This is a genomic window from Undibacterium sp. JH2W (genome assembly GCF_049340425.1).
GTDB lineage: Bacteria > Pseudomonadota > Gammaproteobacteria > Burkholderiales > Burkholderiaceae_D > Undibacterium.
This window is the reverse complement of sequence record NZ_JBMPOT010000007.1, coordinates 71,742-96,757: the sequence shown is the minus strand read 5'-3', so window position 1 is coordinate 96,757 and position 25,016 is coordinate 71,742. Positions and strand designations below refer to the sequence as shown.

General features: G+C 50.3%; 23 protein-coding genes. 8 read left to right on the top strand and 15 right to left on the bottom strand.

Annotated elements, in window-relative coordinates; genetic code table 11:
* Positions 1-4: 4 nt before the first annotated feature.
* Positions 5-2,332 (bottom strand): DNA topoisomerase IV subunit A, encoded by a 2,328-nt coding sequence (gene parC, locus ACO0LC_RS11780; protein ID WP_423003188.1) that lies wholly within the window; start codon positions 2,330-2,332, stop codon positions 5-7.
* Positions 2,333-2,383: 51 nt separating this feature from the next.
* Complete coding sequence (locus tag ACO0LC_RS11775; RefSeq protein WP_423003186.1) at positions 2,384-4,375, bottom strand: DNA topoisomerase IV subunit B; 1,992 nt, start codon at positions 4,373-4,375, stop codon at positions 2,384-2,386.
* A 150-nt stretch (positions 4,376-4,525) separates the two neighbouring features.
* On the opposite strand from ACO0LC_RS11775, the gene ACO0LC_RS11770 reads away from it, so the two are divergent.
* Positions 4,526-5,353: a response regulator gene (locus ACO0LC_RS11770; RefSeq protein WP_423003184.1), complete on the top strand. Its 828-nt coding sequence runs from the start codon at positions 4,526-4,528 to the stop codon at positions 5,351-5,353.
* Between the two features lie 100 nt (positions 5,354-5,453).
* Here the strand turns inward: ACO0LC_RS11770 and ACO0LC_RS11765 are convergent, their stop codons facing one another.
* Positions 5,454-6,623 (bottom strand): vWA domain-containing protein, encoded by a 1,170-nt coding sequence (locus tag ACO0LC_RS11765; protein WP_423003182.1) that lies wholly within the window; start codon positions 6,621-6,623, stop codon positions 5,454-5,456.
* Positions 6,624-6,666: 43 nt separating this feature from the next.
* Entirely contained in the window at positions 6,667-7,266 is a 600-nt protein-coding gene (locus ACO0LC_RS11760) for a GNAT family N-acetyltransferase (protein ID WP_423003606.1), read from the bottom strand.
* Between the two features lie 296 nt (positions 7,267-7,562).
* Between ACO0LC_RS11760 and rpsT the strand changes: the two genes are divergently transcribed.
* Together rpsT and ACO0LC_RS11750 are read left to right on the top strand one after the other, a co-directional pair.
* The gene (gene rpsT, locus ACO0LC_RS11755) at positions 7,563-7,826 is read left to right on the top strand and encodes a 30S ribosomal protein S20 (RefSeq protein ID WP_162040741.1); all 264 of its coding nucleotides are present in this window, start codon (positions 7,563-7,565) and stop codon (positions 7,824-7,826) included.
* Positions 7,827-8,056: 230 nt separating this feature from the next.
* On the top strand, positions 8,057-8,314 hold the full coding sequence (locus ACO0LC_RS11750) for a hypothetical protein (protein ID WP_423003180.1): 258 nt from the start codon (positions 8,057-8,059) through the stop codon (positions 8,312-8,314).
* A gap of 87 nt (positions 8,315-8,401) precedes the next feature.
* Here the strand turns inward: ACO0LC_RS11750 and ACO0LC_RS11745 are convergent, their stop codons facing one another.
* A complete protein-coding gene (locus tag ACO0LC_RS11745; RefSeq protein ID WP_423003178.1) occupies positions 8,402-8,947 on the bottom strand; it encodes a pseudouridine synthase in 546 nt (181 codons plus the stop codon).
* A gap of 344 nt (positions 8,948-9,291) precedes the next feature.
* Here ACO0LC_RS11745 and icd point away from each other — a divergent pair, with 344 nt between their 5' ends.
* Entirely contained in the window at positions 9,292-10,545 is a 1,254-nt protein-coding gene (icd, locus tag ACO0LC_RS11740) for an NADP-dependent isocitrate dehydrogenase (protein ID WP_110257378.1), read from the top strand.
* Positions 10,546-10,646: 101 nt separating this feature from the next.
* Here the strand turns inward: icd and ACO0LC_RS11735 are convergent, their stop codons facing one another.
* The 3 genes from ACO0LC_RS11735 to ACO0LC_RS11725 form a co-directional block, all read right to left on the bottom strand.
* Entirely contained in the window at positions 10,647-11,294 is a 648-nt protein-coding gene (locus tag ACO0LC_RS11735) for a response regulator transcription factor (protein WP_423003176.1), read from the bottom strand.
* Positions 11,294-12,658, bottom strand: a complete 1,365-nt coding sequence (locus ACO0LC_RS11730) for a cache domain-containing protein (RefSeq protein ID WP_423003174.1) — start codon at positions 12,656-12,658, stop codon at positions 11,294-11,296. Before ACO0LC_RS11730 ends, ACO0LC_RS11735 begins: the two co-directional genes overlap by 1 nt.
* A 165-nt stretch (positions 12,659-12,823) precedes the next feature.
* Positions 12,824-13,027, bottom strand: a complete 204-nt coding sequence (locus ACO0LC_RS11725; protein ID WP_110257373.1) for a cold-shock protein — start codon at positions 13,025-13,027, stop codon at positions 12,824-12,826.
* 397 nt (positions 13,028-13,424) lie between these two features.
* Here ACO0LC_RS11725 and clpS point away from each other — a divergent pair, with 397 nt between their 5' ends.
* The 3 genes from clpS (at position 13,425) to ACO0LC_RS11710 (ending at position 16,375) form a co-directional block, all read left to right on the top strand.
* On the top strand, positions 13,425-13,733 hold the full coding sequence (clpS, locus tag ACO0LC_RS11720) for an ATP-dependent Clp protease adapter ClpS (protein ID WP_110257372.1): 309 nt from the start codon (positions 13,425-13,427) through the stop codon (positions 13,731-13,733).
* Positions 13,730-16,030 (top strand): ATP-dependent Clp protease ATP-binding subunit ClpA, encoded by a 2,301-nt coding sequence (gene clpA, locus ACO0LC_RS11715; RefSeq protein WP_423003172.1) that lies wholly within the window; start codon positions 13,730-13,732, stop codon positions 16,028-16,030. Before clpS ends, clpA begins: the two co-directional genes overlap by 4 nt.
* Before the next feature lie 78 nt (positions 16,031-16,108).
* Positions 16,109-16,375 carry a hypothetical protein gene (locus tag ACO0LC_RS11710; RefSeq protein ID WP_423003170.1) on the top strand — a complete coding sequence of 89 codons (267 nt, stop codon included), beginning with the start codon at positions 16,109-16,111 and terminating at the stop codon, positions 16,373-16,375.
* Between the two features lie 53 nt (positions 16,376-16,428).
* Here the strand turns inward: ACO0LC_RS11710 and ACO0LC_RS11705 are convergent, their stop codons facing one another.
* Positions 16,429-16,833, bottom strand: a complete 405-nt coding sequence (locus ACO0LC_RS11705; protein ID WP_423003168.1) for an OsmC family protein — start codon at positions 16,831-16,833, stop codon at positions 16,429-16,431.
* A 10-nt stretch (positions 16,834-16,843) separates the two neighbouring features.
* Positions 16,844-17,710, bottom strand: coding sequence for a pirin family protein (locus ACO0LC_RS11700; RefSeq protein ID WP_423003604.1), 867 nt, complete (start codon positions 17,708-17,710; stop codon positions 16,844-16,846).
* A gap of 267 nt (positions 17,711-17,977) precedes the next feature.
* Between ACO0LC_RS11700 and ACO0LC_RS11695 the strand changes: the two genes are divergently transcribed.
* Positions 17,978-18,502 (top strand): NADPH-dependent FMN reductase, encoded by a 525-nt coding sequence (locus ACO0LC_RS11695; protein WP_423003166.1) that lies wholly within the window; start codon positions 17,978-17,980, stop codon positions 18,500-18,502.
* 150 nt (positions 18,503-18,652) lie between these two features.
* Here ACO0LC_RS11695 and dut read toward each other — a convergent pair whose 3' ends face one another.
* From dut to ACO0LC_RS11670, 5 genes are all read right to left on the bottom strand, one after another.
* Positions 18,653-19,102, bottom strand: a complete 450-nt coding sequence (gene dut, locus ACO0LC_RS11690) for a dUTP diphosphatase (protein ID WP_423003164.1) — start codon at positions 19,100-19,102, stop codon at positions 18,653-18,655.
* Between the two features lie 59 nt (positions 19,103-19,161).
* Entirely contained in the window at positions 19,162-20,367 is a 1,206-nt protein-coding gene (gene coaBC, locus ACO0LC_RS11685) for a bifunctional phosphopantothenoylcysteine decarboxylase/phosphopantothenate--cysteine ligase CoaBC (RefSeq protein WP_423003602.1), read from the bottom strand.
* A 17-nt stretch (positions 20,368-20,384) separates the two neighbouring features.
* A complete protein-coding gene (gene lspA, locus ACO0LC_RS11680; protein ID WP_423003162.1) occupies positions 20,385-20,912 on the bottom strand; it encodes a signal peptidase II in 528 nt (175 codons plus the stop codon).
* Positions 20,913-20,989: 77 nt separating this feature from the next.
* On the bottom strand, positions 20,990-23,854 hold the full coding sequence (ileS, locus tag ACO0LC_RS11675; RefSeq protein WP_423003160.1) for an isoleucine--tRNA ligase: 2,865 nt from the start codon (positions 23,852-23,854) through the stop codon (positions 20,990-20,992).
* 72 nt (positions 23,855-23,926) lie between these two features.
* Positions 23,927-24,904, bottom strand: coding sequence for a bifunctional riboflavin kinase/FAD synthetase (locus tag ACO0LC_RS11670; RefSeq protein ID WP_423003158.1), 978 nt, complete (start codon positions 24,902-24,904; stop codon positions 23,927-23,929).
* Between the last annotated feature and the right edge of the window lie 112 nt (positions 24,905-25,016).

Here is a 25,016-nt window from a genome sequence, read left to right as displayed (position 1 = left end):
GCCATTACTCTTTTGCCGTAATTTTCTGCAAGCCACTAGCCTTGATCTTGGCTTCCAGTGCCTTGCCCTTACGCGCACGCTTACCGATATGGATACCCAAACCAGTTGCACTGAGATTCACTTCCTGAGGTTTGCCGCCACGGCCTATGCCTAGCACGCGCACTCCACGCTGGCTGATGGCCTGGGCTGACAAGAGGCTTTCCTTGTCTTCCAGTTCCATCAAGATCACGCCACGGCCACCGCTGGAGAGTTGCTTGATTTCTGCCAGACCAAAGACCAGCAAGCGACCTTTTTCTGACAAGCAGGCAATTGCGCTGGCGTCGTCAGTCACTACAGCAGGTGGCAATGGCTGGTCAGCTTCTTCCAGTGTCATGAAGGCTTTACCTGCTTTCATGCGGCCTACCATGTCGCCGACTTTGGCCGTAAAGCCATAACCAGCAGTCGATGACAGCAGCAGGCTGATGTCGGCACTGCCAGCAAAGTAATGCAGAATCTTGCTGCCTGCTGCCAGATCTATCAGGGTGGTGATAGGTACGCCATCACCACGGGCACCGGGCAGTGCAGAAACGGCGACGGAATATACGCGGCCATTCGAACCAAATACCAGCAATTGATCTACCGTGCGGCATTCAAAGGTGCCGTACAGGCTGTCGCCAGCCTTGAAGGTGAACTGGCCATTCTCATGACCGTGACCAGTACGTGCGCGTACCCAGCCTTTTTCCGAGATGACCACGGTGACTGGTTCATCGATGACTTTTTGTTCTACCGAGGCTTTAGCTGCTTCTTCTATGACAGTGCGGCGGGCATCGCCAAATTGTTTGGCATCGGCTTCGATTTCCTTGATGAGCATGCGCTTCATTGAAGAAGGATTTTCCAGCAAGTCATGCAGGCCTGCTTTTTCTTTGCGCAATTCATCCAGTTGTTGCTGGATTTTGATCGCTTCCAGACGCGCCAACTGACGCAAGCGGATTTCCAGGATATCTTCAGCCTGCACATCTGACAGCTTGAAGGCCGCAATCAGCGCGGGTTTTGGATCATCAGATTCACGGATGATGCGTATGACTTCGTCGATATTCAACAGTACCGCTTCACGACCTTCAAGGATATGGATGCGGTCATCTACTTTCTTGAGGCGGAACTGGGTACGGCGTGTAACGGTGGTAAAGCGGAAGGTTATCCATTCACTGAGAATATCGAGCAAACCTTTCTGGCGCGGACGGCCATCACCACCTATCATCACCAGGTTGATCGATGCTGAAGTCTCCAAAGAAGTATGGGCCAGCAGCATTTGCATGAACTCGGCCTGGTCCTGATTTTTGGATTTAGGTTCGAGTACCAGGCGCACAGGGGCATCTTTGCCGGATTCATCACGCACGGTATCAAGCACCGACAGGATGACCTGTTTCAATGCAGCCTGCTCTGGCGACAGCGTCTTCTTGCCCAGCTTGATCTTGGGATTGGTCAGCTCGTCGATTTCTTCCAGCACTTTTTGTGAGGAAGTACCAGGTGGTAATTCTGTGACCACGGCTTGCCACTGACCTCGCGCCATTTCTTCTATTTTCCAGCGTGCCCGCACCTTCATACTGCCACGGCCTGTCGCATACATATCGGCGATGGTGGATGCTGGCGTAATGATTTGCCCGCCACCCGGGAAGTCCGGGCCGGGGATGTATTCCATCAACTCAGCATGCTTCATGGCCGGGTTGCGTATCAGGGCTACTGCAGCTTTGGCGACTTCAGTCAGGTTGTGCGAAGGGATTTCTGTCGCCAGACCGACGGCAATACCGGATGCGCCATTCAGCAAGACGAAGGGCAGGCGGCTAGGCAGTAATTTTGGTTCTTCGGTAGTACCGTCATAGTTAGGCTGGAAATCGACTGTACCCTGGTCGATTTCATCCATGAGTAACTTGGCGATGGGTGTCAGGCGCGCTTCTGTATATCGCATCGCCGCTGCGCCGTCGCCGTCGCGTGAGCCGAAGTTACCCTGACCATCAATCAGCGGATAGCGCAGCGAGAAATCCTGCGCCATCCGTACCAAGGCATCATAGACAGACTGGTCGCCATGCGGATGCAGCTTACCCAGTACATCACCAACCACAGCGGCAGATTTGCGCGGTTTGGCAGCAGAGTTCAGTCCCAGCTCATTCATCGCATACAGGATGCGGCGCTGGACTGGTTTTTGACCGTCACAGACATCGGGCAGGGCTCGACCTTTGACGACCGAAATGGCGTAGTCAAGATAGGCGCGTTCCGCAAAGGTCGCCAGGGTCAGGGTTTCACCATCGCCTGGTGGCGGTGGAGTTTGATCAAATAAATTCGCTTGTTCGCTCATGGTTCTATTCGTATTTTTTGTATTCTTTTGTGGTCTGTAAGGTCAGATATTTTATATATCAGCTTCAACAGCATTCCCATGCTCTTCTATCCAGGCACGGCGGGCTGCGGCTTCGCCTTTGCCCATCAGCATATTGAAACGGCCTTCAGAAAAGATCTGATCAAACTCACCCAGAGAAACTGGCAGCAGGCGGCGCGTATCAGGGTTCATGGTGGTTTCCCATAACTGGCTGGCATTCATTTCACCCAAACCCTTGAAGCGGGAAATTGCCCAGGCGCCATCCTTGACACCGTCCTTGCGCAATTTGTCTTCGATAGCGATAAGTTCGCCTTGATCCAGTGCGTAGATTTTCTGTGCCGGTTTCTTGCCGCGTGCAGGTGCATCGACGCGGAACAGCGGTGGACGCGCCACACAAATGTGACCACGAGCAATCAGTTGCGGGAAATGGCGGAAGAACAGCGTCAGCAACAAGACCTGAATGTGCGAGCCATCAACGTCCGCATCAGAGAGTATGCAAATTTTGCCGTAGCGCAGATTGGTGAAATCAACGATCTCATTCACACCATGTGGATCGACACCTATGGCAACGGCGATATCATGGATCTCGTTATTGGCGAACAGGCGGTCGCGCTCAGATTCCCAAGAGTTCAGCACCTTGCCGCGCAATGGCAAAATTGCCTGGAACTCCTTGTCGCGGCCCATCTTGGCAGAGCCACCGGCAGAATCACCCTCCACCAGGAAGATTTCATTGCGGGTAATGTCATTCGATTCGCAATCGGTCAGCTTGCCTGGCAAGACGGCCACGCCTGAAGATTTTTTCTTTTCCACTTTCTGGGCAGAGCGCAGGCGCGATTGTGCTTGCTTGATGACCAGCTCGGCCAGTTTTTTGCCGTATTCCACGTGGGAATTCAGCCACAGCTCCAGTGGCGGCTTGGTGAAGGATGACACCAGGCGCACGGCATCGCGTGAATTCAGCCTTTCCTTGATCTGCCCCTGGAATTGCGGGTCCAGTACCTTGGCTGACAAGACAAAGGATACGCGGGCAAATACGTCTTCTGGCAAGAGCTTGACGCCCTTGGGCAGCAGGGAATGCATCTCGGCAAAGCTTTTCACCGCACCAAACAGGCCTTCGCGCAAGCCGGATTCATGTGTACCACCAGCGGGCGTAGGGATGAGGTTGACATAGGATTCGCGCACGACATTGCCTTCCTCAGTCCAGGCCACTACCCAGGATGCACCTTCACCTTCGGCAAAGCCGTCACTGTCGGAATTGGCAAATTGCTCGCCTTCAAACAAGGGGATCAGTGGCTCACCATGGGAAGACTGCGCCAGTGCTTCGGTCAAATAACCGCGCAAGCCCTGGTCATATTGCCAGGTCTGGCTTTCACCGGTTTTCGCATTCAGCAGCGTGACCTTGACGCCCGGCAGCAAGACTGCCTTGGAGCGTAACAGGCGTTGCAATTCACCTTGCGGGATATTGGCGCTGTCAAAATACTTGGCATCCGGCCAGATAGTGACACGCGTACCACTCTTTTTGTCTCCGCGCGCCAGCGCTTGGCTACGCAACGGTTCTATGACGTCGCCGTTGGCAAAAGTCAGGTTGTGCAGGCCGGCTTCGCGCCAGACTGTGATTTCCAGACGCTTGGACAAGGCATTGGTGACCGATACACCGACGCCATGCAAGCCGCCGGAAAAGGCGTAGGCACCGCCAGAACCCTTGTCGAACTTACCCCCTGCGTGCAGGCGGGTGAAGACGATTTCCACTGTAGGCACACCTTCTTCAGGGTGCAAACCGACTGGAATACCACGGCCATCATCTTCTACACTGATACTGGTATCAGCATTGATGGTCACCAGGATATTTTTACAATGTCCACCCAGCGCTTCATCCGAGGCATTGTCGATGACCTCTTGTATGATATGCAGGGGGTTTTCGGTGCGGGTATACATCCCCGGTCTTTGTTTGACCGGCTCCAGGCCTTTGAGTACTCGGATGGATGATTCGCTATAGTCTGACGGAGAAGTATTTTTTTTAGTGGCCATGCGAATGAAAATCTGTTGTTTTGGTTAATTTTTTGATGATGTTTTGCAATTTTTTTGCGAGGCTGGCAGAATTAAGCTGTATTCTTGCAGCGTTTTTGCAGCTATTGTAGCTGCAATGATCGAAGCTGCAATGTGTAAGATGGAAAAACGATGCCAACAAAAACTCCAACGATCGCGATCCGACTGCTTGGATTTTCTCCAAAAGAGGAAGAAACCTTCTCAACCGTTCTTGCCGTTCTCCGCGAGAAGGGTTATCGCTATCTGGTTTTAAAGACCGGTAGTTTACAAGATCCTGACATTCATATTGTCAACGCAGAAGATTTAAAAGCCCTGGCCACCCTGTCCGACCTCAATCTGGGCGGAGCGCAGCCAGTATTGCTCATTGGTAAGACCGATGTCAATTTACATTATCAATCCATGCCACGCCCCATACGCTGGCGCAAGCTGTTCGATGTCCTGGATGAATTGATAGACCGTCGCCAGCTCTTGCTGACTACTTTAAGCGCTTTCGGCGAAGTGGCAGTGCCTGAGCGCCGTCTTCGCGAGCGTCTGGATATGGACCTTACCGACCCCAGCGAGTATCAAAAAATGCGCCGTCCAAGCGTACCACGCGGCGGCATCATGATTGTCGACAAGGATATGCGTTTTCGCGAATATGTCGCCATGATCATGGATAAATATGGCATCACTGTGACTTTGGCCTGCGATGAACGTAGTGCTCTGATGCTGGATAAAAATAATCGTCATGCCATGACGATGATTAATTCTTCAACCCCGGATATTGATCCTTATCGCTTGTGCGCTGAGTTAAAAAAACAAAATACTGACCGTAGGACGACAGTAATCTTTCTGGTAGACAAGAGTTTTAATTATAAATTAGCCAATGCGCAACAGGCAGGGTGTGAAGGCTTTTTGACCAAACCTCTGTCAAGGAAGCAGGTTTTGTCGACCATACAGAAGTTTTTGCAGTTGCGGTGAGGGCGGGGTCCTTACCCGTCATGGTCTGGAGCCCCGGTTTTCTGATGCAATAAGATAAGCTTTGCCAGTGCCATCTGGCGAAGCTATTTTTTTGCCTGCCTCATTTGCTTAGCAGGCGCATTCCCCGCTCCAGCCCCTCTATCGTCACCGGAAACATACGATTGCTCATAATCTGCTTGATGACAGAGATAGACTGCCGGTATTGCCACAAGCCTTCAGGTTCAGGGTTCAGCCAGATGTATTTCGGGAAGGCTGAGGTAAAGCGCTGCAACCAGGTCGCCCCAGCTTCTTCATTGTTGTATTCGACAGAGCCGCCAGCCTGCAGGATTTCGTAGGGACTCATGGTGGCGTCACCGACGAAGATGACCTTGGTGTCCGGCGTATACTTGCGCAAGACATCCCAGGTCGGGAATTTTTCTGCATGACGGCGGCGGTTGTTTTTCCACAGGTAATCATAGACGCAATTGTGGAAATAAAAGAATTCCATGTTCTTGAACTCGGTCTTGGCAGCAGAAAATAACTCTTCAGTCTGGGCGATATGATCGTCCATAGTGCCGCCTACGTCCAGCAGCATGAGTACTTTGATATTATTCTTGCGCTCAGGCTGCATCTTGATGTCGAGGTAACCGGCATTGTTGGCGGTGGCCTTGATGGTCGCATCCAGTGCCAGTTCTTCTTCTGCACCCTGGCGGGCGAATTTGCGCAGGCGGCGCAGGGCGACCTTGATATTGCGGGTGCCGAGTTCGCGTTCAGCATCATAGTCACGGAAAGCACGTGCCTCCCACACCTTCACGGCGCTGCGGCCGCCTCCTTTGCCACCTATGCGTATGCCTTCCGGGTTGGTGCCGCCATTACCAAAGGGGGAGGTGCCACCTGTACCTATCCATTTGCTGCCACCTTCGTGGCGTTCTTTTTGTTCTTTGAATAATTCCTGCAACCTGTCCATCAGCTTGTCATAGCCAAATTTCTCTATGGCGGCTTTTTGCTCGTCGGTCAATTCGCGCTCCATGCGCTTCATGAGCCAATCCAGCGGGATGTCAGGGTGCTTTTCAAATATCGTGTCTATGCCCTTGAAGTAAAGGCCGAAGGCTTTGTCGAATTTGTCGTAATGCGCTTCATCCTTGACCATGATGGTACGTGCAAGGAAATAGAAATCGTCGAGCGACATGCTGATCAAGCCTTTTTCCATTGCTTCCAGCAGCATCAGGAATTCCTTGATGGATACCGGGATCTTGGCGTCTTTCAGGGTAAAGAAAAAATCGATCAGCACTTGTCATTCTCCATAGTTCACTAGTCTCACTACTTACTACATTTTACATTTCGTATTTGTTTTGCATGTATTGCAAATTCTTTTTAACACCCGCCCATTCAGAGCTCAGGATGCTATATATCACCGTATCACGGATGCGCCCATCAGGCAAAATCATATGATTGCGCAAGACGGCGTCACGTTTGGCCCCCAGGCGTTCAATCGCTGCCTGCGAGCGGCGATTGAACCAGTCAGTGCGGAACTCGACAGCGATACAGCCAAATTCCTCAAAGGCATGGCCCAGTAACAGCAGCTTGCATTCGGTATTCACCGGGCTGCGCTGCACACGCTGTGCATACCAGGTGTAGCCTATTTCCAGGCGTTTGTTATTGATATCCATATTACAGTATCTGGTGGCGCCGACTATTTGGCCAGTTGCATTTTCCCGCACGATGAAAGGGACAGCTTTTTGCTGTTGTTGCATTTCCAGAGCGATGTTGAGCCAGTTCTGGGTATTGTCAGGGGTAGGGACCGAGGTGAAAAACAGTTTCCATAATTCGCCATCGGCGGCGGCGGCCTGGATATCGGCCAGATGATGCTGTTCCAGAGGCTCCAGGGTAACGTGTTTTCCCTTTAAAGTAATAGCTTTGCAATGCATGTTCATCCTTTTGGCGGTGGTATTAGGCAGAAAAAGTACATAGATAGTAAAATCTATCAGTTTGCTTAGTTTTGCATCCATCACAGCATGCGCATAGATACAGTCGCGCAGATTTTGAGCGTGACAGTTGCGCAAATCTCACTAAAAAAAGCAGAAAGATTGCTGCCTGTTGCAAGAATCGACAGGAAAGCTTGCTATCAAAAAAAAATCCAGTTATACTTCAAAGCTGTATAGAATTTTGCGGCGTGGCATTTAAATCAAATGTTTTGAGCTCGTCGCTTTGACCACGTTTAGGAAATCTCATGGCAAATACCGCACAAGCACGCAAACGTGCTCGTCAAGCAGTTAAACTGAATGCACACAACTCCAGCCAGCGCTCCACGCTGCGCACAGCGATCAAAGCTGTTCGTAAAGCAATCGAAGCTGGTGACAAAGCTGCTGCAGCAACAATTTTCCAAAGCTCCGTATCGGTTATCGACCGTATCGCTGACAAGAAAATCATTCACAAAAACAAGGCAGCTCGCCATAAGAGCCGTCTGGCATCCGCTTTGAAAGCATTGGCTTAATCTTTTAAGTCTGTTTTTAAAGCTGTAAGGTCGGCATTAATTTGCTGATTGCCTGAAGTGAAAAAAAGCCGCAATTTATTGCGGCTTTTGCTTTTGTATTTCACAATTACTTTTTGCGTCGGCCTTTGTGTCATTTGAATTTCTTTGGGCGGTCAGTGCTTAATTTCAGGCGCAAAAAAAGGCAGGGGTAAGCCTGCCTTGCTTCTGTACTGAAAAACGACAGAAATTACATGGATGCAGAAGCGGATGCGGATGCTGCCTTAGCTTTTTTAGCTTTCTTCGCTTTTTTAGCTGGCTTGGAAGCATCTGTAGATGCAGCTGCAGCAGCCGAAGCAGCTGGGGCTGATGCTTTTGCTGAAGGAGCAGATGCTTGGGCGAAAGCAGTAGAAGCAAACAGACCTACGACCAGAGCGGCGATCAATTTTTTCATTTTGGTGTCCTTCATAAAGTATTGGTTAAGAGTGATTCAATTGAATCAAGGTAAATAACGCAGCCAGTGAACGGGGCGTTGACAGGAATTCTAATTAATTTATAACGTTTATGGATTTTTTTCTGTATTTCTGTGCAAACATTGTTTAAATTTTAACTTCCTGCCATTCACCGGGTAGTAAAGGGTGGGTTTCCAGTGAAAAGCCACCTATGCTGATACGCACCAGGCGCAGGGTAGGCAAGCCCACTGTCGCAGTCATGCGTCTGACCTGGCGATTTTTCCCTTCTGATAAAGTCAGGCATAGCCAGCTGGTCGGTATGCTTGCCCTTTCACGCACAGGCGGGGTGCGCGGCCATAACCATTCTGGTGGATGTATATGTTTGACTATGCATGGCTGGGTTGTAAAATCCCCAAGGTCCAGGGGGTGGCGCAGTTTTTCCAGGGCTGGGCTGTCAGGTGTGCCCTCGACTTGCACCAGATAAGTCTTGGGTTGTTTATGATCTGGATGGCTGATGCGGTTCTGTAGCTGGCCGTCATCAGTCAGTAATATCAATCCCTCACTATCGGCATCAAGCCTGCCTGCCGGATAGATATGCGGGATGTTGACATAATCAGCCAGGGTGGGGCGGCTGGAGTGTGCCGAAAACTGGCACATCACATTAAATGGTTTGTTGAGTAAAATCAGTTTCATGGCAATATGGTAACCGTAAAATGCACCGGGACAAACCGGAATGAGACTGGTTCTAGCATTGCAATAAAATGGGCTTTTATATCTTTTATGTGGCAATAAGCAAAAGCCTGGTTTCTCAAGCTGATGATATTTTATATTTTCAAATGTTTCAGTATGGAAAAGCCACGGTCGCTACATCGACAGCAAAGCTGACAAACTGATGGCATACGGTAAAATAGTAGTGCATAATACGAAATGATGGTCTTGTGTCTTATAGAAGAGTGATTGCTCTACAAAATATAAACACATAAGACAAATGATGAGAAAAGCGCCACCCGCTTGATCGCCCAACTACGGAGAAAACGATGTATCAACATATTCAAGTACCTGCTGAAGGTAAACAAATTACCGTCAATGCTGATTTTTCATTGAATGTTCCTGACAATCCTATCATCCCTTTTATCGAAGGCGATGGTACGGGTGTTGATATCAGCCCGGTCATGATCAAGGTCGTTGATGCGGCCGTAGCGAAAGCCTATGCAGGCAAGCGCAAAATCAGCTGGATGGAAATCTATGCTGGTGAAAAATCCACTAAAGTCTACGGTCCTGACGTCTGGCTGCCAGAAGAAACACTGAAAGTCCTGAAAGACTACGTTGTTTCCATCAAAGGCCCATTGACTACACCAGTAGGCGGCGGCATCCGTTCCCTGAACGTGGCCCTGCGTCAAGAGCTGGATCTGTATGTCTGCCTGCGCCCAGTGCGTTATTTCAAAGGCGTGCCATCCCCAGTGCGTGAGCCAGAAAAAACTGACATGGTCATCTTCCGTGAAAACTCTGAAGATATCTATGCTGGTATCGAATTCGCTGAAGGCTCTGATCAAGTTAAGAAACTGATCAAGTTCCTGACAGAAGAAATGGGCGTCAAGAAAATCCGCTTCCCAGAAACTTCTGGTATCGGCGTCAAGCCAGTATCCCGCGAAGGTACAGAGCGTCTGGTGCGTAAAGCCATCCAGTACGCAATCGACAATGACAAGCCATCTGTGACTATTGTCCACAAAGGCAACATCATGAAGTACACCGAAGGTGGCTTCCGTGATTGGGCATATGCATTGGCACAAAAAGAATTCGGCGCTGAACTGATCGACGGCGGCCCATGGTGCAAATTCAAGAATCCTAAGACAGGTAAAGAAATCACTGTCAAGGATTCCATCGCTGATGCATTCCTGCAGCAAATCCTGTTGCGTCCGGCAGAATACAGCGTTATTGCTACACTGAACCTGAATGGCGACTATATCTCTGACGCGCTGGCAGCTCAGGTTGGTGGTATCGGTATTGCTCCAGGTGCTAACCTGTCTGACTCTATCGCCATGTTTGAGGCAACTCACGGTACAGCACCTAAGTATGCAGGTAAAGATTATGTGAACCCAGGCTCCCTGATCTTGTCCGCAGAAATGATGTTGCGTCACATGGGTTGGCTGGAAGCGGCTGATTTGTTGATCAGCGCGACAGAAAAAGCCATCACTGCCAAGAAAGTCACTTATGACTTCGCCCGTCTGATGGAAGGTGCGACTCAAGTGTCTTGCTCCGGTTTCGGCGATGTCATGATAGAAAACATGTAAGACTGATTTGGCAATCACTTGCCGATGACGAAAAAGCCGACCTGCTGGTCGGCTTTTTCATTTGCTGTGCCTGCAATGCCAGCTTGCCTGGTTCGGTTTGCTTATGCAATCACATTGCTCAAGGCATAGCGTATTAAATCTGCCTGACCTTCAATATTCAGTTTGCGCTTGATATTGAGCCTGTGGGTTTCGACAGTCCTGACACTAAGGCCAAGATCTCTGGCGATATGCTTGTTGGATTTTCCCGTGGCGATGCAAGTCAGGATGGATTTTTCTCTTTGGGTCAGCATCTGGCCACTGTCACTGTCACTGTTTGCAGATTGCTTCTTCAAGCCTGTGCTGAAATACGTTCCACCAGCGATAACCGTATCGATGGCTTCGATGATTTCGACTGCGGGCGCATCCTTGAGTACATAGGCGCGGGCACCTGCCTGCATGGATTGATTTACATATTCAGTCTTTTCATGCATGGATAACATGATGACAGCGATATGCGGATATTCCGCCTTGAAGCGCGCTGTCAGGCTGATGCCATTACCGGTGCCGAGATTGATATCCATCAGGATCAGGTTAATAGGCTTGCTGGCAGCGATGGCCAGCGCATCCTCTGCCGTACCTGCTTCGCCAGCGATGGTGATGCTGGCGATGGTCTCCAGGCGCGCCCTGAGCCCATCCCTGACCAGCGGGTGATCGTCAATCAGTAGTAATTGAATTTGTGGTGCTGCCTGGACCGTTAAATTCTCGGTCATTAATTTTCTCCATTTGATAAGCTGGCGGTCACGGTCGTGCCGTCAGTACCTGATTGTAATTCCAAACGGCCATTGATCGCAGCCAGGCGCTCACGCATATTGCTCAAGCCTATGCCTCGGTGTGGATGGTTCGCCACGCCTTTGATGTCAAAGCCTCGGCCATCATCGGCGATGACGAGTTTGATGCCTTCTGCATCATTGAGTAATTGCAAATTGACTTGGCTGACTTGCTGGGCATGCTTGTGTATATTCGTCAGCGCCTCCTGGGCGACCCTGAACAGCACGGTATTGCTGATTTCATCAAGTGCATGGAAGTCGCCGGCAGCATGGAAGCTGACGGGCAAGCCGCTGTCATGCTCAAATTCATCTGCCAGATGTTCAAAGGCTGCCACCAGGCCCAGGTCATCGAGCAGGGCGGGGCGCAGATTGTGCGAGATACGCCTGACTTCGCTGAGGGCTTCGTTAAGCTGATCGGTGGCACGGGAAAATGAGCTTTTCGCTGCCTCGGGGCCGGCCATGCCCTGAGTCAGCTTGACCTGGCCAGATTCTATCTGCAGCTTGACCGACACCAGTAACTGGCTCAGTCCATCGTGCAAGTCACGTGACAGGCGCGCACGCTCATCCTCTTGTGAGCTGACGACACTTTGTGCCAGCACTTTCAGCTTGGCTTCGGCCAGGCGTGATTCTGTGATATTCAGGGCCAGACCAGAGAGCGCGATCAACAGGGCGCTGATAATGGCAATGCCAGCAATCCACGACATTGTGCGCTGTATGTTTTTTGCCACTTGAATGTCAATTTTGTTCAAGGCTTCGTCGACGTCGTCGAGATAAATGCCTGTACCCAGCATCCATCCCCATTGTTCCAGCATGACGACATAACCCAGCTTGGGCATGAGCTTTTGTGTGGATGGCTTCATCCACATATAGCGTATGGCACCACCGCCAGACTTGGCTTTGTTGATCAGATCGCGGACAGTGAAATTGCCCTGAGGATCAGTCATGCTCCATAAATCCTTGCCGACCAAGTCAGTCTGGCGTGGATGCATGAGGTTTTTACCTTGCAAATCATAGATGTAAAAATAACCATCATCGCCAAAATCCAGGGCGGCCAATATCTTTTTGGCCTCCTCTTGAGTGGCGGGACTTTGCTGCTTGCTATTGTACAAATGCGCAATCGCCGCGGTACCTAGGGTGACATAATGTTTGAGTTCGGCTTCTTTGCTGGAAAGGTAGGCTTGCTCTACCGTGCTTCTTTGTTGTTTGGCCAAAAAAGTGGCTTGATAAAACACTGCCATCGCGATACCTGAAAATGCCAGTAATAGTGGTGCAACTGCCAACAAGATGATTTTATGCCTGAGCTTCATTCAGAAAATGGGATTCGCGCTTTGTAAAGGTATCTACTGTAGCCTTGAAGACAGCTCATGCACAATTTAAAATTGGATAGTAATATTTAATCTGTGAAGTTAATGAAAAAAAACCCCGCAATTGCGGGGTTTTTTAAAAAACCAAAATCAGTGAAGAATCAAGGATTAAGGGTTTTGGATGTTGGAAGCTTGCTTGCCTTTAGGGCCTTGCGTGACTTCGAACGAAACTTTTTGACCTTCTTTCAGGGTCTTGAAGCCGTTCATCTGGATTGCGGAAAAGTGGGCGAACAAATCCTCACCACCGTCATCCGGAGTGATAAAGCCGAAACCTTTGGAATCATTGAACCACTTGACGGTACCTGTTGCCATAATGCATCTTTCAAATAAAAACTAATCACACGAGCCGTAAAAGCAAGAAACCTAGCACTATGCTACCTCCCCCTTGACCTGCTCACTTCATATTGACGATTTACTACTTTATTTGTCAATAAATATCATTCTTGGCGGAAAAAAAGCTAAAGTCAAGAAACTTCTGGTTACAAATGAAGTAGTTTTGCAGTACTGTTGTATTTTTACTTAATGACAAGAAAATCCTCCTATTCTGAAGATGAAGAAATTGTTTTGTCATTGAAACTTGATCTAAAGGAATTAATCACCATCTGCGAACAATGCAGAAAGGGCGTAACATTGACCAGAGAGAAAATTAAGCCGTTTTTATTCGCTTATTATTTGTCTCTGAAATGAATCAACGTACTAGAATATACGTATGGGAAACAAGCAAGAAAACGGTACGATACTGGAACGTCAGGCGCAGAAGTTAAAACCGCCCTCCATGTATCAGGTTATTTTACTCAACGACGACTACACTCCTATGGAGTTTGTGGTGGCGATCGTTCAGGAATATTTTAATAAGGATCGTGAGACTGCAATGCAGATCATGCTCAAAGTACATAGGGATGGCAAAGGGATATGTGGTGTCTATTCCAAGGATATTGCGCTGACCAAAGTGGAACTCGTTTTGACGCACGCCCGTAAGGCAGGACACCCCCTGCAATGTGTGATGGAGGAAGTATGATTGCGCAAGAACTGGAAGTTAGTCTGCATATGGCCTTTGTGGAGGCCCGGCAGGCTCGTTATGAATTCATCACGGTAGAGCACCTCTTGCTCGCCTTGCTGGATAACCCTTCTGCTGCGGAGGTCCTCAGGGCCTGCGCAGTCAATATTGAGGATTTGCGCAAAACCCTGGGTAATTTCATCACCGATAATACCCCCACAGTGCCGGGCACCAATGAGGTTGATACCCAACCCACGCTGGGTTTCCAGCGGGTGATACAGCGCGCTATCATGCATGTGCAGTCTGCATCGAATGGTAAAAAAGAAGTGACTGGCGCGAATGTGCTGGTCGCCATCTTTGGTGAAAAAGACTCGCATGCTGTGTATTATTTACATCAGCAGGGCGTGACTCGTCTAGATGTGGTGAATTTCATTTCGCATGGTGTGCGTAAAGACAGCCACAATGAGCCGCCAAAATCCCCCGAAGGCACGGAAGAAAACCAGGCAGAAGCACAGGCCAAGGAAAATCCGCTTGACCAGTTCACGCAAAACCTGAACAAGCTGGCAGCCGAAGGCAAGATAGATCCCTTGATCGGCCGTGATAATGAGGTCGAGCGCGTGATCCAGATCTTATGTCGTCGTCGCAAAAATAATCCTTTGCTGGTAGGTGAGGCTGGTGTTGGTAAAACCGCCATCGCCGAGGGCCTGGCATGGCGCATTACCCAGAGTGATGTACCTGACATCCTGCAAAATGCCATCGTCTACTCTCTGGACATGGGCGCTTTGCTGGCTGGCACCAAATACCGCGGCGACTTTGAGTTGCGTCTCAAAGGCGTGCTCAAACAGTTGAAAGACACACCGAATGGCATCCTGTTCATAGATGAAATCCACACTATCATCGGTGCTGGTTCAGCATCAGGTGGTACGCTGGATGCGTCCAACCTCTTGAAACCAGCCTTGTCCAGTGGACAGCTGAAGTGCATAGGTGCGACCACTTATACAGAATACCGTGGTGTCTTTGAAAAAGACCATGCCCTGGCACGTCGCTTCCAGAAGATTGATGTCAACGAACCAACGGTAGAGCAAACCGTGCAAATTTTGCGCGGCTTGAAATCCAAGTTTGAAGAGCATCATAACGTCAAGTATTCAGCATCTGCGCTGACAACTGCGGCAGAGCTGTCTGCGCGTTTCATCAATGATCGTCATTTGCCTGACAAGGCGATTGATGTCATTGACGAGGCTGGTGCTGCGCAGCGTATTTTGCCCAAGTCCAAGCAAAAGAAAACCATAGGCAAGGCCGATATCGAAGACATCATTTCGAAAATCGCCCGTATTCCGCCACAAACGGTGAATCAGGATGACCGCAGCAAGCTGCAAACCATAGAGCGTGACTTGAAGAATGTCGTGTTTGGTCAGGAGCCTGCGATTGAAGCCCTGGCATCATCGATCAAGATGGCGCGTGCTGGCCTGGGCAAGACGGACAAACCTATAGGTTCTTTCCTGTTCTCTGGTCCTACCGGCGTTGGCAAGACCGAGGTTGCCAAGCAACTGGCCTTTACCCTGGGCATAGAGCTGATACGCTTTGATATGTCGGAATACATGGAACGTCATGCCGTCAGCCGCCTGATTGGTGCTCCTCCAGGTTATGTGGGTTTTGACCAGGGCGGTTTGCTGACTGAAGCCATTACCAAGAAACCGCATGCAGTACTGCTGCTGGATGAAATTGAAAAAGCCCATCCGGATGTATTCAATATCTTGTTGCAGGTGATGGACCATGGCACGTTAACAGATAACAACGGTCGCAAGGCAGATTTCCGCAATGTGATTATTATCATGACGACCAATGCGGGCGCTGAAAGTTTGCAAAAACGTTCTATCGGTTTCAATGACAGCAAAGAGGCTGGCGATGAAATGGCGGATATCAAACGCATGTTTACGCCTGAGTTCCGTAACCGTCTGGATGCCATAATCAGCTTCCGCGCACTCGACGAAGAGATCATCTTGCGTGTCGTCGACAAGTTCCTCATGCAGCTAGAAGAGCAATTGCACGAGAAAAAAGTCGAGGCCACATTTACTGATAATTTGCGCAAGTTCCTTGGCAAGAAGGGCTTTGATCCTTTGATGGGCGCACGACCTATGGCGCGTTTGATACAGGATATGATACGTAAAGCCTTGGCGGATGAACTCTTATTCGGTAAGCTGGTGACAGGCGGACGTGTGATTGTCGACCTTGATGATAAAGACCAGGTCAAACTGGAATTTTCTGAAGGCGACGCCACCCCACCAGAGGCATCACAAGAGGTGGTCGAAGTAGAATAATTCCACCCTTGTCTGCCCCGGCTGCGGCCGGGGTATTTCATTGACGGTTGTATGTTTTTTTGCGTGATGGAGACAAGTATGGCAGGCCTGACACTTCCCACATATGTACTGGAATACACAACCAAGACCATAGACGCAGTTCTATCCCAGGCCGCCCTGGAAGGAAATGAAGTCGAGGTTGATGTCTATGAACGCAGCGATGTCAGCAAAAAGCATGTAGCCTTAGGCAAGCGCATGAAAGGGGATGGTGATATGTTCCGCGTCTCTGTAGGTGCACATAGTGATGACTGGAGTTACACCATTTTGCGCGAATCAGCAGGACGCAGCCGCAAATTGAAAAAATAGTGGCAAGAACAAAAAGCCCGGATCAGATTGAATTGGACCGGGTTTTTGCTTTGTCAGCCTGCGCTGGTTTCTATGATGGGTGAACTGGTGATGGTTTTGTGCACCGGGCATTTTGCCGCGATGGCAATTAACCTTGTGCGTTGTTCTTCAGTTAAGCCCTCACCATACAGTATGACTTGTTTCTTGAAGATGTCCTGTACACCTTCCTTGTGATGCGTCAAGTTAACTTCAACCTTGTCCAATGGCCATTGATGCTGGTTGGCATACCAGCGCACTGTCATGGCCGTACATTCGCCCAGGGCTGCCGTCAATAAATCAAAAGGGGCAGGGCCGAGGTTGCCGCCGCCGGCATCCAGTGGCTCATCACCTTTGATTACATGGCCGGAAACATTGATGTCCACGGCAAAGGCGTTTTCGCCTGTTTCTGTAACGTGGGCAGAGATGATTTGGTCTGACATAGAGATTTTCCTATTCTGGTAATGGGATGAATTCGTCGTCGCCCGGGACCTTGGCAAAGCGCCCGTTTTTCCAGTCGCTTTTGGCTTGTTCTATGCGGGCTTCGGAAGTGGAGACAAAATTCCAGTAGATATAGCGTTGTTCAGGCAAACTCGCGCCACCAAGCAAAACCAGGTGAGCATCGCTGGTGGCAGTAATGATGACATCTGCACCTTCAGCAAAGACTGGCATGGTGCGTTCTGCGATGGCTTCATCACCTACACGTACTTGGCCTGAGATCAGGTACAGGGCACGCTCTGCATATTCTTCCGGCACTTGCAATTGTGTGCCAGCAGGCATTTTTGCTTCCACATAAAACAGCGGACTAAAAATCTTGACGGGTGCGGTATGACCGTAAGCAGAACCTGCGATCAATTTCAGCGCCACATTATGGATGGCAAATGCTGGCAGGCTGTCGGCAGCATGATGATGAAATTCTGGTTCAACTTCTTCAAACTCCTTGGGCAAGGCTACCCAGCTTTGCAAGCCATGGGTGGTACGTGTTTGCGCCCTTTGTTCAGGACTATTGCGTTCTGAATGGGTGATGCCACGCCCGGCGGTCATCCAGTTGACATCGCCAGCCAGTATCTCCTGCTGTGAACCGAGGCTGTCGCGATGATACATGCCCCCTTCAAACAGATAGGTAACAGTTGCCAGCCCTATATGGGGGTGAGGGCGCACATCCATGCCTTGCCCGGCTTCGAACTGTGCTGGCCCCATATGATCAAGAAAGATGAAAGGGCCAACCAAATGGCGTTTGGCAAATGGCAGGATGCGCCCGACAGTAAAACCGCCCAGGTCTTTACTGCGTGCAGGTATGGTCAGGCTGATGAGACTCATGATGATTTTTCTATGAAAATTTTCTACGATGTTGGTGTCATTCCTGACAGAGGACAGGACGGCATATGGCAAGGTCACTGCATGTATGCCAGCCATCATTTTCCAGGTGATGTAGTTTAGTCAGCATTTTAATCCAGATTACTGATTCAGGTTTTATCCGGTTTAACTGGTTAATGTAGCAAGGAAGAGTGTCTATCCTGATTTACAATATCGCAAGTGGATTGTTTGTACAAAATCCGAATCCGATTTTTTATCAAGGATATGTTTATGAAATTACTCGCTTTCGCTGCCAGCAGCAGCAAAAAATCTGTCAACAAGCAATTGGTCACATATGCTGCCAAACTGGTTGCAGGTGCAGAAGTGGAGGTGCTGGATTTGAATGATTATGAATTGCCTTTGTTCAGCGTAGATAAAGAAGCTGATCTGGGCAAGCCTGCACTGGCCCTGGCATTTCTGGACAAGATCGCTGCCAGCGATGCCATCCTCATTTCTTTCGCCGAACACAATGGCTCTTACAGTGCCGCCTATAAAAACCTGTTTGACTGGTGCTCGCGCGCCAATGGCAAGGTTTTCCAGGGCAAGCCCGTGGTTATGCTGTCGACTTCTCCTGGCGCGCGTGGCGGTGCCAGTGTATTGACTGCTGCGACAGGCTCAGCGCCATTCTTTGGCGCTGACCTGAAAGCCAGTTTGTCGATTCCGACTTTCTACGATAATTTTGATGTGGAAAAACAGGAATTGAAGAATGAGGAATTGAAGGCTAAATTGGTGGCGGCGTTGGCTACTTTTGCTTAAGTCGAGACAACGGCTGCACTAGCTGGCTGGATGTGTGTTTCGCTTGAATGACTGCCAACCTTGTATCGTCGCTCCAGTGCAGGCTGGAGCGACGAAGCTATGAATGCCGCAAGTTGAAGAATGATGCACTTACTAACCCGGCAAAATTTCTTAGTGCTTGCCAGTACTCCCAAACCCACCCTCACCACGCTCACTCTGCCCAAACTCATCGACAATATTAAAGCCCACCTGTAACACCGGCACGATGATCATTTGTGCCAGTCTGTCCATAGGCTGCAGGGTGAATTCTGCCTGGCCGCGGTTCCAGGTCGATACCATGAGTTGACCCTGGTAGTCAGAGTCGATCAAGCCAACCAGGTTGCCCAGCACAATACCGTTTTTATGGCCCATGCCGCTGCGGGGCAAGATCATGGCGGCATAGCCTGGGTCGGCGATGTGAATCGCCAAACCGGTAGGGATAAGCACTGTCTGGCCCGCCTGTATGGTGATGGCTGTGTCTATGCAGGCGCGCAGGTCGAGGCCAGCGCTACCGGGTGTGCCATACGATGGCAGGAAGTCCTTCATGCGGCTGTCGAGGATTTTGAGGTCTATTTTTTTCATGATATCGAACAAATAAATAATGCTCAAAGAGAAAGGCTCTTTGAGCATGAATGGAAGATTTACATCAGGCTGGTGCGCAAGGCGATTTCGGCGATTAGTTGCAGGGCCAGGGTTTGCTTGTCGGCGCGTGGCAAGATGGTGTGGCCATGCACGTCAAACAGTACCAATTCATTCTCATCCTTGCCAAAGGTGTGATGGCCTATATTGCCTACCAGTAGCGGGACGTTTTTCTTTTGGCGTTTCGCAGAACCGTATTGCAAAAGATTCTCTGACTCGGCAGCAAAGCCCACACAGTAAGGCGCATTTGGCATGGCTGCTACGGAGGCCAGGATGTCTGGATTTTGCGCAAATTGCAGTTGCGGCATGTCATTGTCACCAGTTTTCTTCAGCTTCTGCTGACTGGCATTGGCGACGCGCCAGTCGGCAACGGCCGCCACGGCGACAAACACTTCCTGTTTTTGCTGCTTCAATTGCGCCATGACAGCATCATGCATTTGTTGGGCGGTTTGCACATTGATGCGACGTACGCCATAGGGTGCGTCAAGCGCAGTCGGACCAGAAATCAGGGTGACGATGGCACCTGCTTCCCAGGCTGCCTGGGCTATTGCATACCCCATCTTACCTGAGGACAGATTGGTAATGCCCCGCACAGGGTCTATCGGTTCAAAAGTAGGGCCAGCGGTAATTAATACATGTTTACCGGCCAGGGTCTTGGCCTGGAAGGCGGCAGTGATTTCTGCCAGCAATTGATCAGGTTCCAGCATGCGGCCCATGCCGGTTTCGCCACAAGCCTGGTCGCCAGCAGCAGGGCCCATGATCTGTATCCCATCAGTCCTGATTTGTTGCACATTACGCTGGGTGGCAGGGTTTTGCCACATTTCCACATTCATGGCAGGTGCTATCAGCAGAGGCAGGCTGGCTGGACGGGCGATACACAAAGTAGACAACAAATCATTGCAGGCACCATGCGCCAGTTTGAAAATAAAGTCTGTACTGCATGGGGCAATGACGATGGCGTCGGCATCGCGTGTCAGGTCTATATGCGGCATATTGTTATTGATGCGCGCATCCCATTGATCTGTGTAGACCGTATTGCCAGACAGGGCTTGCATGGTCACTGGCGTGATGAAATGGGTGGCCGATTCTGTCATCGCCACCTGCACGTTAGCTCCGGCCTTACCCAGTGCCCGTGTCAGTTCTGCAATCTTGTAGCAGGCCACGCCACCAGTGAGGCCCAGAACAATCTTTTTACCAGCCAGTCGCAGACTCATGGTGCTATTCCTTATTTTTTGACACGACGTAATTCATCCAGGATGAATAATGCCGCACCCAGACAAATTGCGCTGTCAGCGACGTTGAAAGCCGGGAAGTGATAAATTTCCTGGTAGTGAAAATCCAGGAAATCGATGACATGGCCATACATGACTCTGTCAATGACATTGCCGAGAGCGCCGCCCATGATCAAAGACAAGGCAGTGCAAAACAGTTTTTGACCTGCATGGCTTGCTAGCAGATAAGTGATATAAGCTGCGGCGAGCAGGCCTATGGCAGTAAAGAGATAGCGCTGCCAGCCTGTTTCTGCTGCCAGGAAACTGAAAGCTGCCCCCTTGTTATACGCCAGAGTCAGGTTGAAAAATGAAGTGATGCTCAGGGTTTCGCCATAAGTAAAGGCTTTGCTTATAGTGATCTTGCTGACCTGGTCCAGCAAAATGACTATGGCGGCAAATCCCAGCCAGAGTACCGTAGCTGAGCTAGATGCCAAAGAGCCTGATGGGCGGCCAGAAGCGGTGCTGCGTTTTTTGGTTGCCATGGTGGAGAAATGTTATTTAGACGGGACGAGTGAAGCTCAAACGTGAGGCTCAATACAGAGCCTCACCGGATCAAAAATCAGGCAAAGCGACGTGCTTCGCCACTACCAAACAAATTGCTGACGCAGCGGCCGCACAGTCCAGCGTGCTCTGCATTACTGCCCACGTCCGCGCGATAATGCCAGCAACGCTCGCATTTTTCGTATTTGGATGGTGTGACAACTACCGCTTCTTCTGCTTCGCTGGCAACTTGTTCCACACCTGCTGCTGAAGTGATCAGAGTGAATTTCAAGTCGTCGGCAAAGCTCTTCAATACATCAAACTTGCTGCCGCTGGCCTTGATCGTCACTTCTGCCTGCAGGGATGAGCCTATGCCACCAGCCACACGTACTTCTTCGAGTTGCTTGGTCACGTCCGTGCGCACTGCACGCAGGGCGGCATACTTGGTCAGCAAGGCTTCTGCGTCAGCGATTTCTGGCAAGCTGTAATAAGTTTGCGTGAAGATGGTTTCATCGCTGTCTTTGTAGGCATCGGCAGCGGCAAAGAATTGCCATGCTTCTTCAGCAGTGAAAGACAGCATCGGCGCCATCAGGCGCAACAGCGATTGCGTGATATGCCAGATCGCCGTTTGTGCGGAGCGGCGCGCATGCGAAGTCGCACCGCTGGTATACAAGCGGTCTTTCAGGATATCGAGGTAGAAACCACCCAGATCTTCTGAGCAGAATGACTGCAATTTGCTGACCACAGGGTGGAATTCAAATGCATCAAAATGCGCCAGGATATCTTTTTGCAATGCTGCCATATTGGCGATGGCATAGCGGTCTATCTCCAGCAATTCATTGATCGCAACAGCATCTTTCGCTGCATCAAAATCAGAGGTGTTGGCCAGCAGGAAGCGCAGGGTATTGCGGATGCGGCGATAAGCTTCCGTCACACGTTTCAGGATTTCGTCAGAGATAGACAGCTCACCAGAGTAATCAGACGAAGCTACCCACAGACGCAGGATGTCTGCACCCAGGGTGTCAGATATCTTTTGCGGCGCCAGGGTATTGCCCAAAGACTTGGACATTTTCTTGCCTTCGCCATCGACGGTGAAGCCGTGAGTCAGCAAAGCCTTGTAAGGCGCACGGCCATCCAGCATGGACGCTGTCAACAGCGAAGAATGGAACCAGCCGCGATGCTGGTCAGAACCTTCCAGATACAGGTCTGCCGGGAAAGTCGACTGCTCTTTATGCGAACCTCGCAAGACAGTCTGATGCGTCACGCCAGAATCAAACCACACGTCCAGCGTATCGCGGTTCTTCACATACATGGCAGCTTCATCGCCGAGCAAATCAGTGACTTCGATTTTTTGCCAGGCTTCTATGCCTTCTTGCTCTATACGTTTGGCGATCTGTTCCAGCAATTCTGGTGTGCGTGGATGCAATTGGCCAGTTTCCTTATGCAGGAAGAAAGCCATAGGCACGCCCCATTGACGCTGACGTGACAAGGTCCAGTCAGGACGGTTGGCGATCATGCCATGCAAACGTGCCTTGCCCCATGCCGGGAAAAAGGCCGTGTCATCGATAGCTTTCAATGCTGTCTGGCGCAAACTGTCGCCGCCCGCTTTAGGCGTATTGTCCATACTGGCAAACCACTGTGAAGTGGCGCGATAGATGATAGGTGTCTTATGACGCCAGCAATGCATATAGCTATGCTCGAACATCTTGAACGAGAACAGGGTGCCAGCTTCACGCAGCTTGTCGCAGATAGGTTTGGATGCTTCCCAGATTGTCATGCCAGCAAAGAAAGGCAGGCTGGATGCAAACTTGCCATCACCCATCACTGGGGCGATGATGTCATCATCCTTCATGCCATGCGCCTTGCATGACTGGAAATCTTCGATACCGTAAGCTGGCGCAGAGTGGACCACGCCGGTACCGGTTTCTGTACTGACGTATTCACCCAGATAGACCGGAGAAAAACGGTCATAGCCCGCATCCAGTGCTGACAAGGGATGCTTGAATTTGATTTCAGACAAATCCGCACCCAGGCAAGTGGCGATGACTTCGCCCGTCAGGCCGTAGTTGGTCAGGCTGGCTTCAACCAGGTCTTTTGCCAGGATCAACAGGATGTCTTCACCTTCACGCTGGGTCTTGACCAGGGCGTAGGTGATTTCAGGGTGCATGTTCAGCGCCTGGTTGGACGGGATGGTCCATGGCGTTGTGGTCCAGATGACGCAGTAACCTTTGTCCAGTGGTAGCTTGTCCAGTTTGAAAGCTGCTGCCAGCTTGTCATGTTCGGCAAACGGGAAGCCAACATCGATAGATGGATCGCGCTTGTTTTCATATTCGACTTCGGCTTCTGCCAGGGCAGAGCCGCAATCAAAACACCAGTTGACCGGTTTCAGGCCGCGATAGACATAGCCTTTTTCCAGCAATTTGCCGAGCGCACGCAATTCATCTGCTTCATTACCAAACGCCATGGTTTTGTAGGGATTGTCCCATTCACCCAAAACACCCAGACGGATGAAGCCAGCTTTTTGTTTTTCTATCTGTTCATTCGCATACACGCGTGCCTTGGCGTGCACCTCTGCCACTGGCAGGTTTTTGCCAAACAGTTTTTCTACCTGGATTTCGATAGGCATGCCATGGCAATCCCAGCCTGGCACATACGGCGCATCAAAGCCAGCCATGGTGCGGGCTTTGACGATCATGTCCTTCAAGATCTTGTTGACGGCATGTCCCAGATGGATATCACCATTGGCATAGGGTGGGCCGTCATGCAGGATGAATTTCGGGCGACCGGCAGATGCCTTGCGCACACGTTCATAGATTTTCTTGTCTTGCCATTCCTTGACCCACTTGGGTTCGCGTTTGGCCAGATCGCCACGCATGGGGAATGCAGTTTCGGTCATGTTGACCGGGTATTTACTGGCAGTTTTCGCCGCTTTGTTTTCAGACATGATGAGTTTTCTATTTTTAAAATCGGGATGAAGTCACAACAAACTACAAGGAATTAAAACGATGTGTGAGCTTCAAATTCGGTCAGTGGCAGAGCGTGCGGGACGGTGACTATCAGCAAAATAGGCACGTGCCTGTTCAGCGTCCTTGTTGATGGCCGCAGTCAGGGTAGGCAGGTCTATGTATTTTTCTTCGTCGCGCAGCTTCTTAAGAAATTCTATCTGCACGACTTTGCCATATGCATGTCCGCTGTAATCAAATACATGGGTTTCCAGCAATACGCGGCCACTGTCATCGACGGTAGGGCGCACACCCAGGCTGGCCACCGCAGGCAAAGGCTGGTCAGCCAGACCATGTACTTGTACGATAAAGATACCATTCAGGGCAGGGCGGTGATGTGCGATACGCAGGTTGAGTGTAGGAAAGCCTATGGTGCGACCCAGCTTTTGGCCGTGCACCACATGGCCTGAAATGCGGTAAGGGTGGCCGAGCAAGGCTTCTGCCTCGTCAAAATCACCATTGGCCAAAGCCAGGCGAACTGCCGATGAAGAAATGCGCACGCCCTTGTTTTGTACTGAAGGCAGGGTTTCAACGCTAAAGCCAAAACGCTGGCCCGCTTCAGTCAGAGTAGCGATGTCGCCAGCGCGTTTGGCACCAAAGCGAAAATCTTCACCCACCATGACCCATTTCACATGCAGGCCATCGACCAGCACTTTTTCTATGAAATCTTGTGGTGACAGCGCAGCAAAGTGGGCATTGAAATGTTCAACGATGACACGGTCAACGCCAGCGCCCTCCAGTGAAGCCATGTTGTCGCGCAAATTGGCGATACGTGTTGGTGCTTTCGACAAGTCCCCCATCATCTGGGCAAAGAAAGCACGCGGATGTGGTTCAAATGTCATGACGGCAGCTTCTATGCCCAGACGAGTTGCAGCATCCCGCAAGCGGGCAAGCAAAGTCTGGTGGCCCAGATGCACGCCATCAAAATTGCCTATCGCCAGCGCACAGGGGGCACGGGAGGCTGCATTTGGGAGTCCGCGAAATACCTTCATTGTTTCCAGAAAACTGCTGCAAAGCCTTGGATTATAAATGTTTTCCTCTGGCTATAGACTTGATCTGAGGTAGAAATGCAAATTTCACAAGGGATTAATTCGTGAAATCATT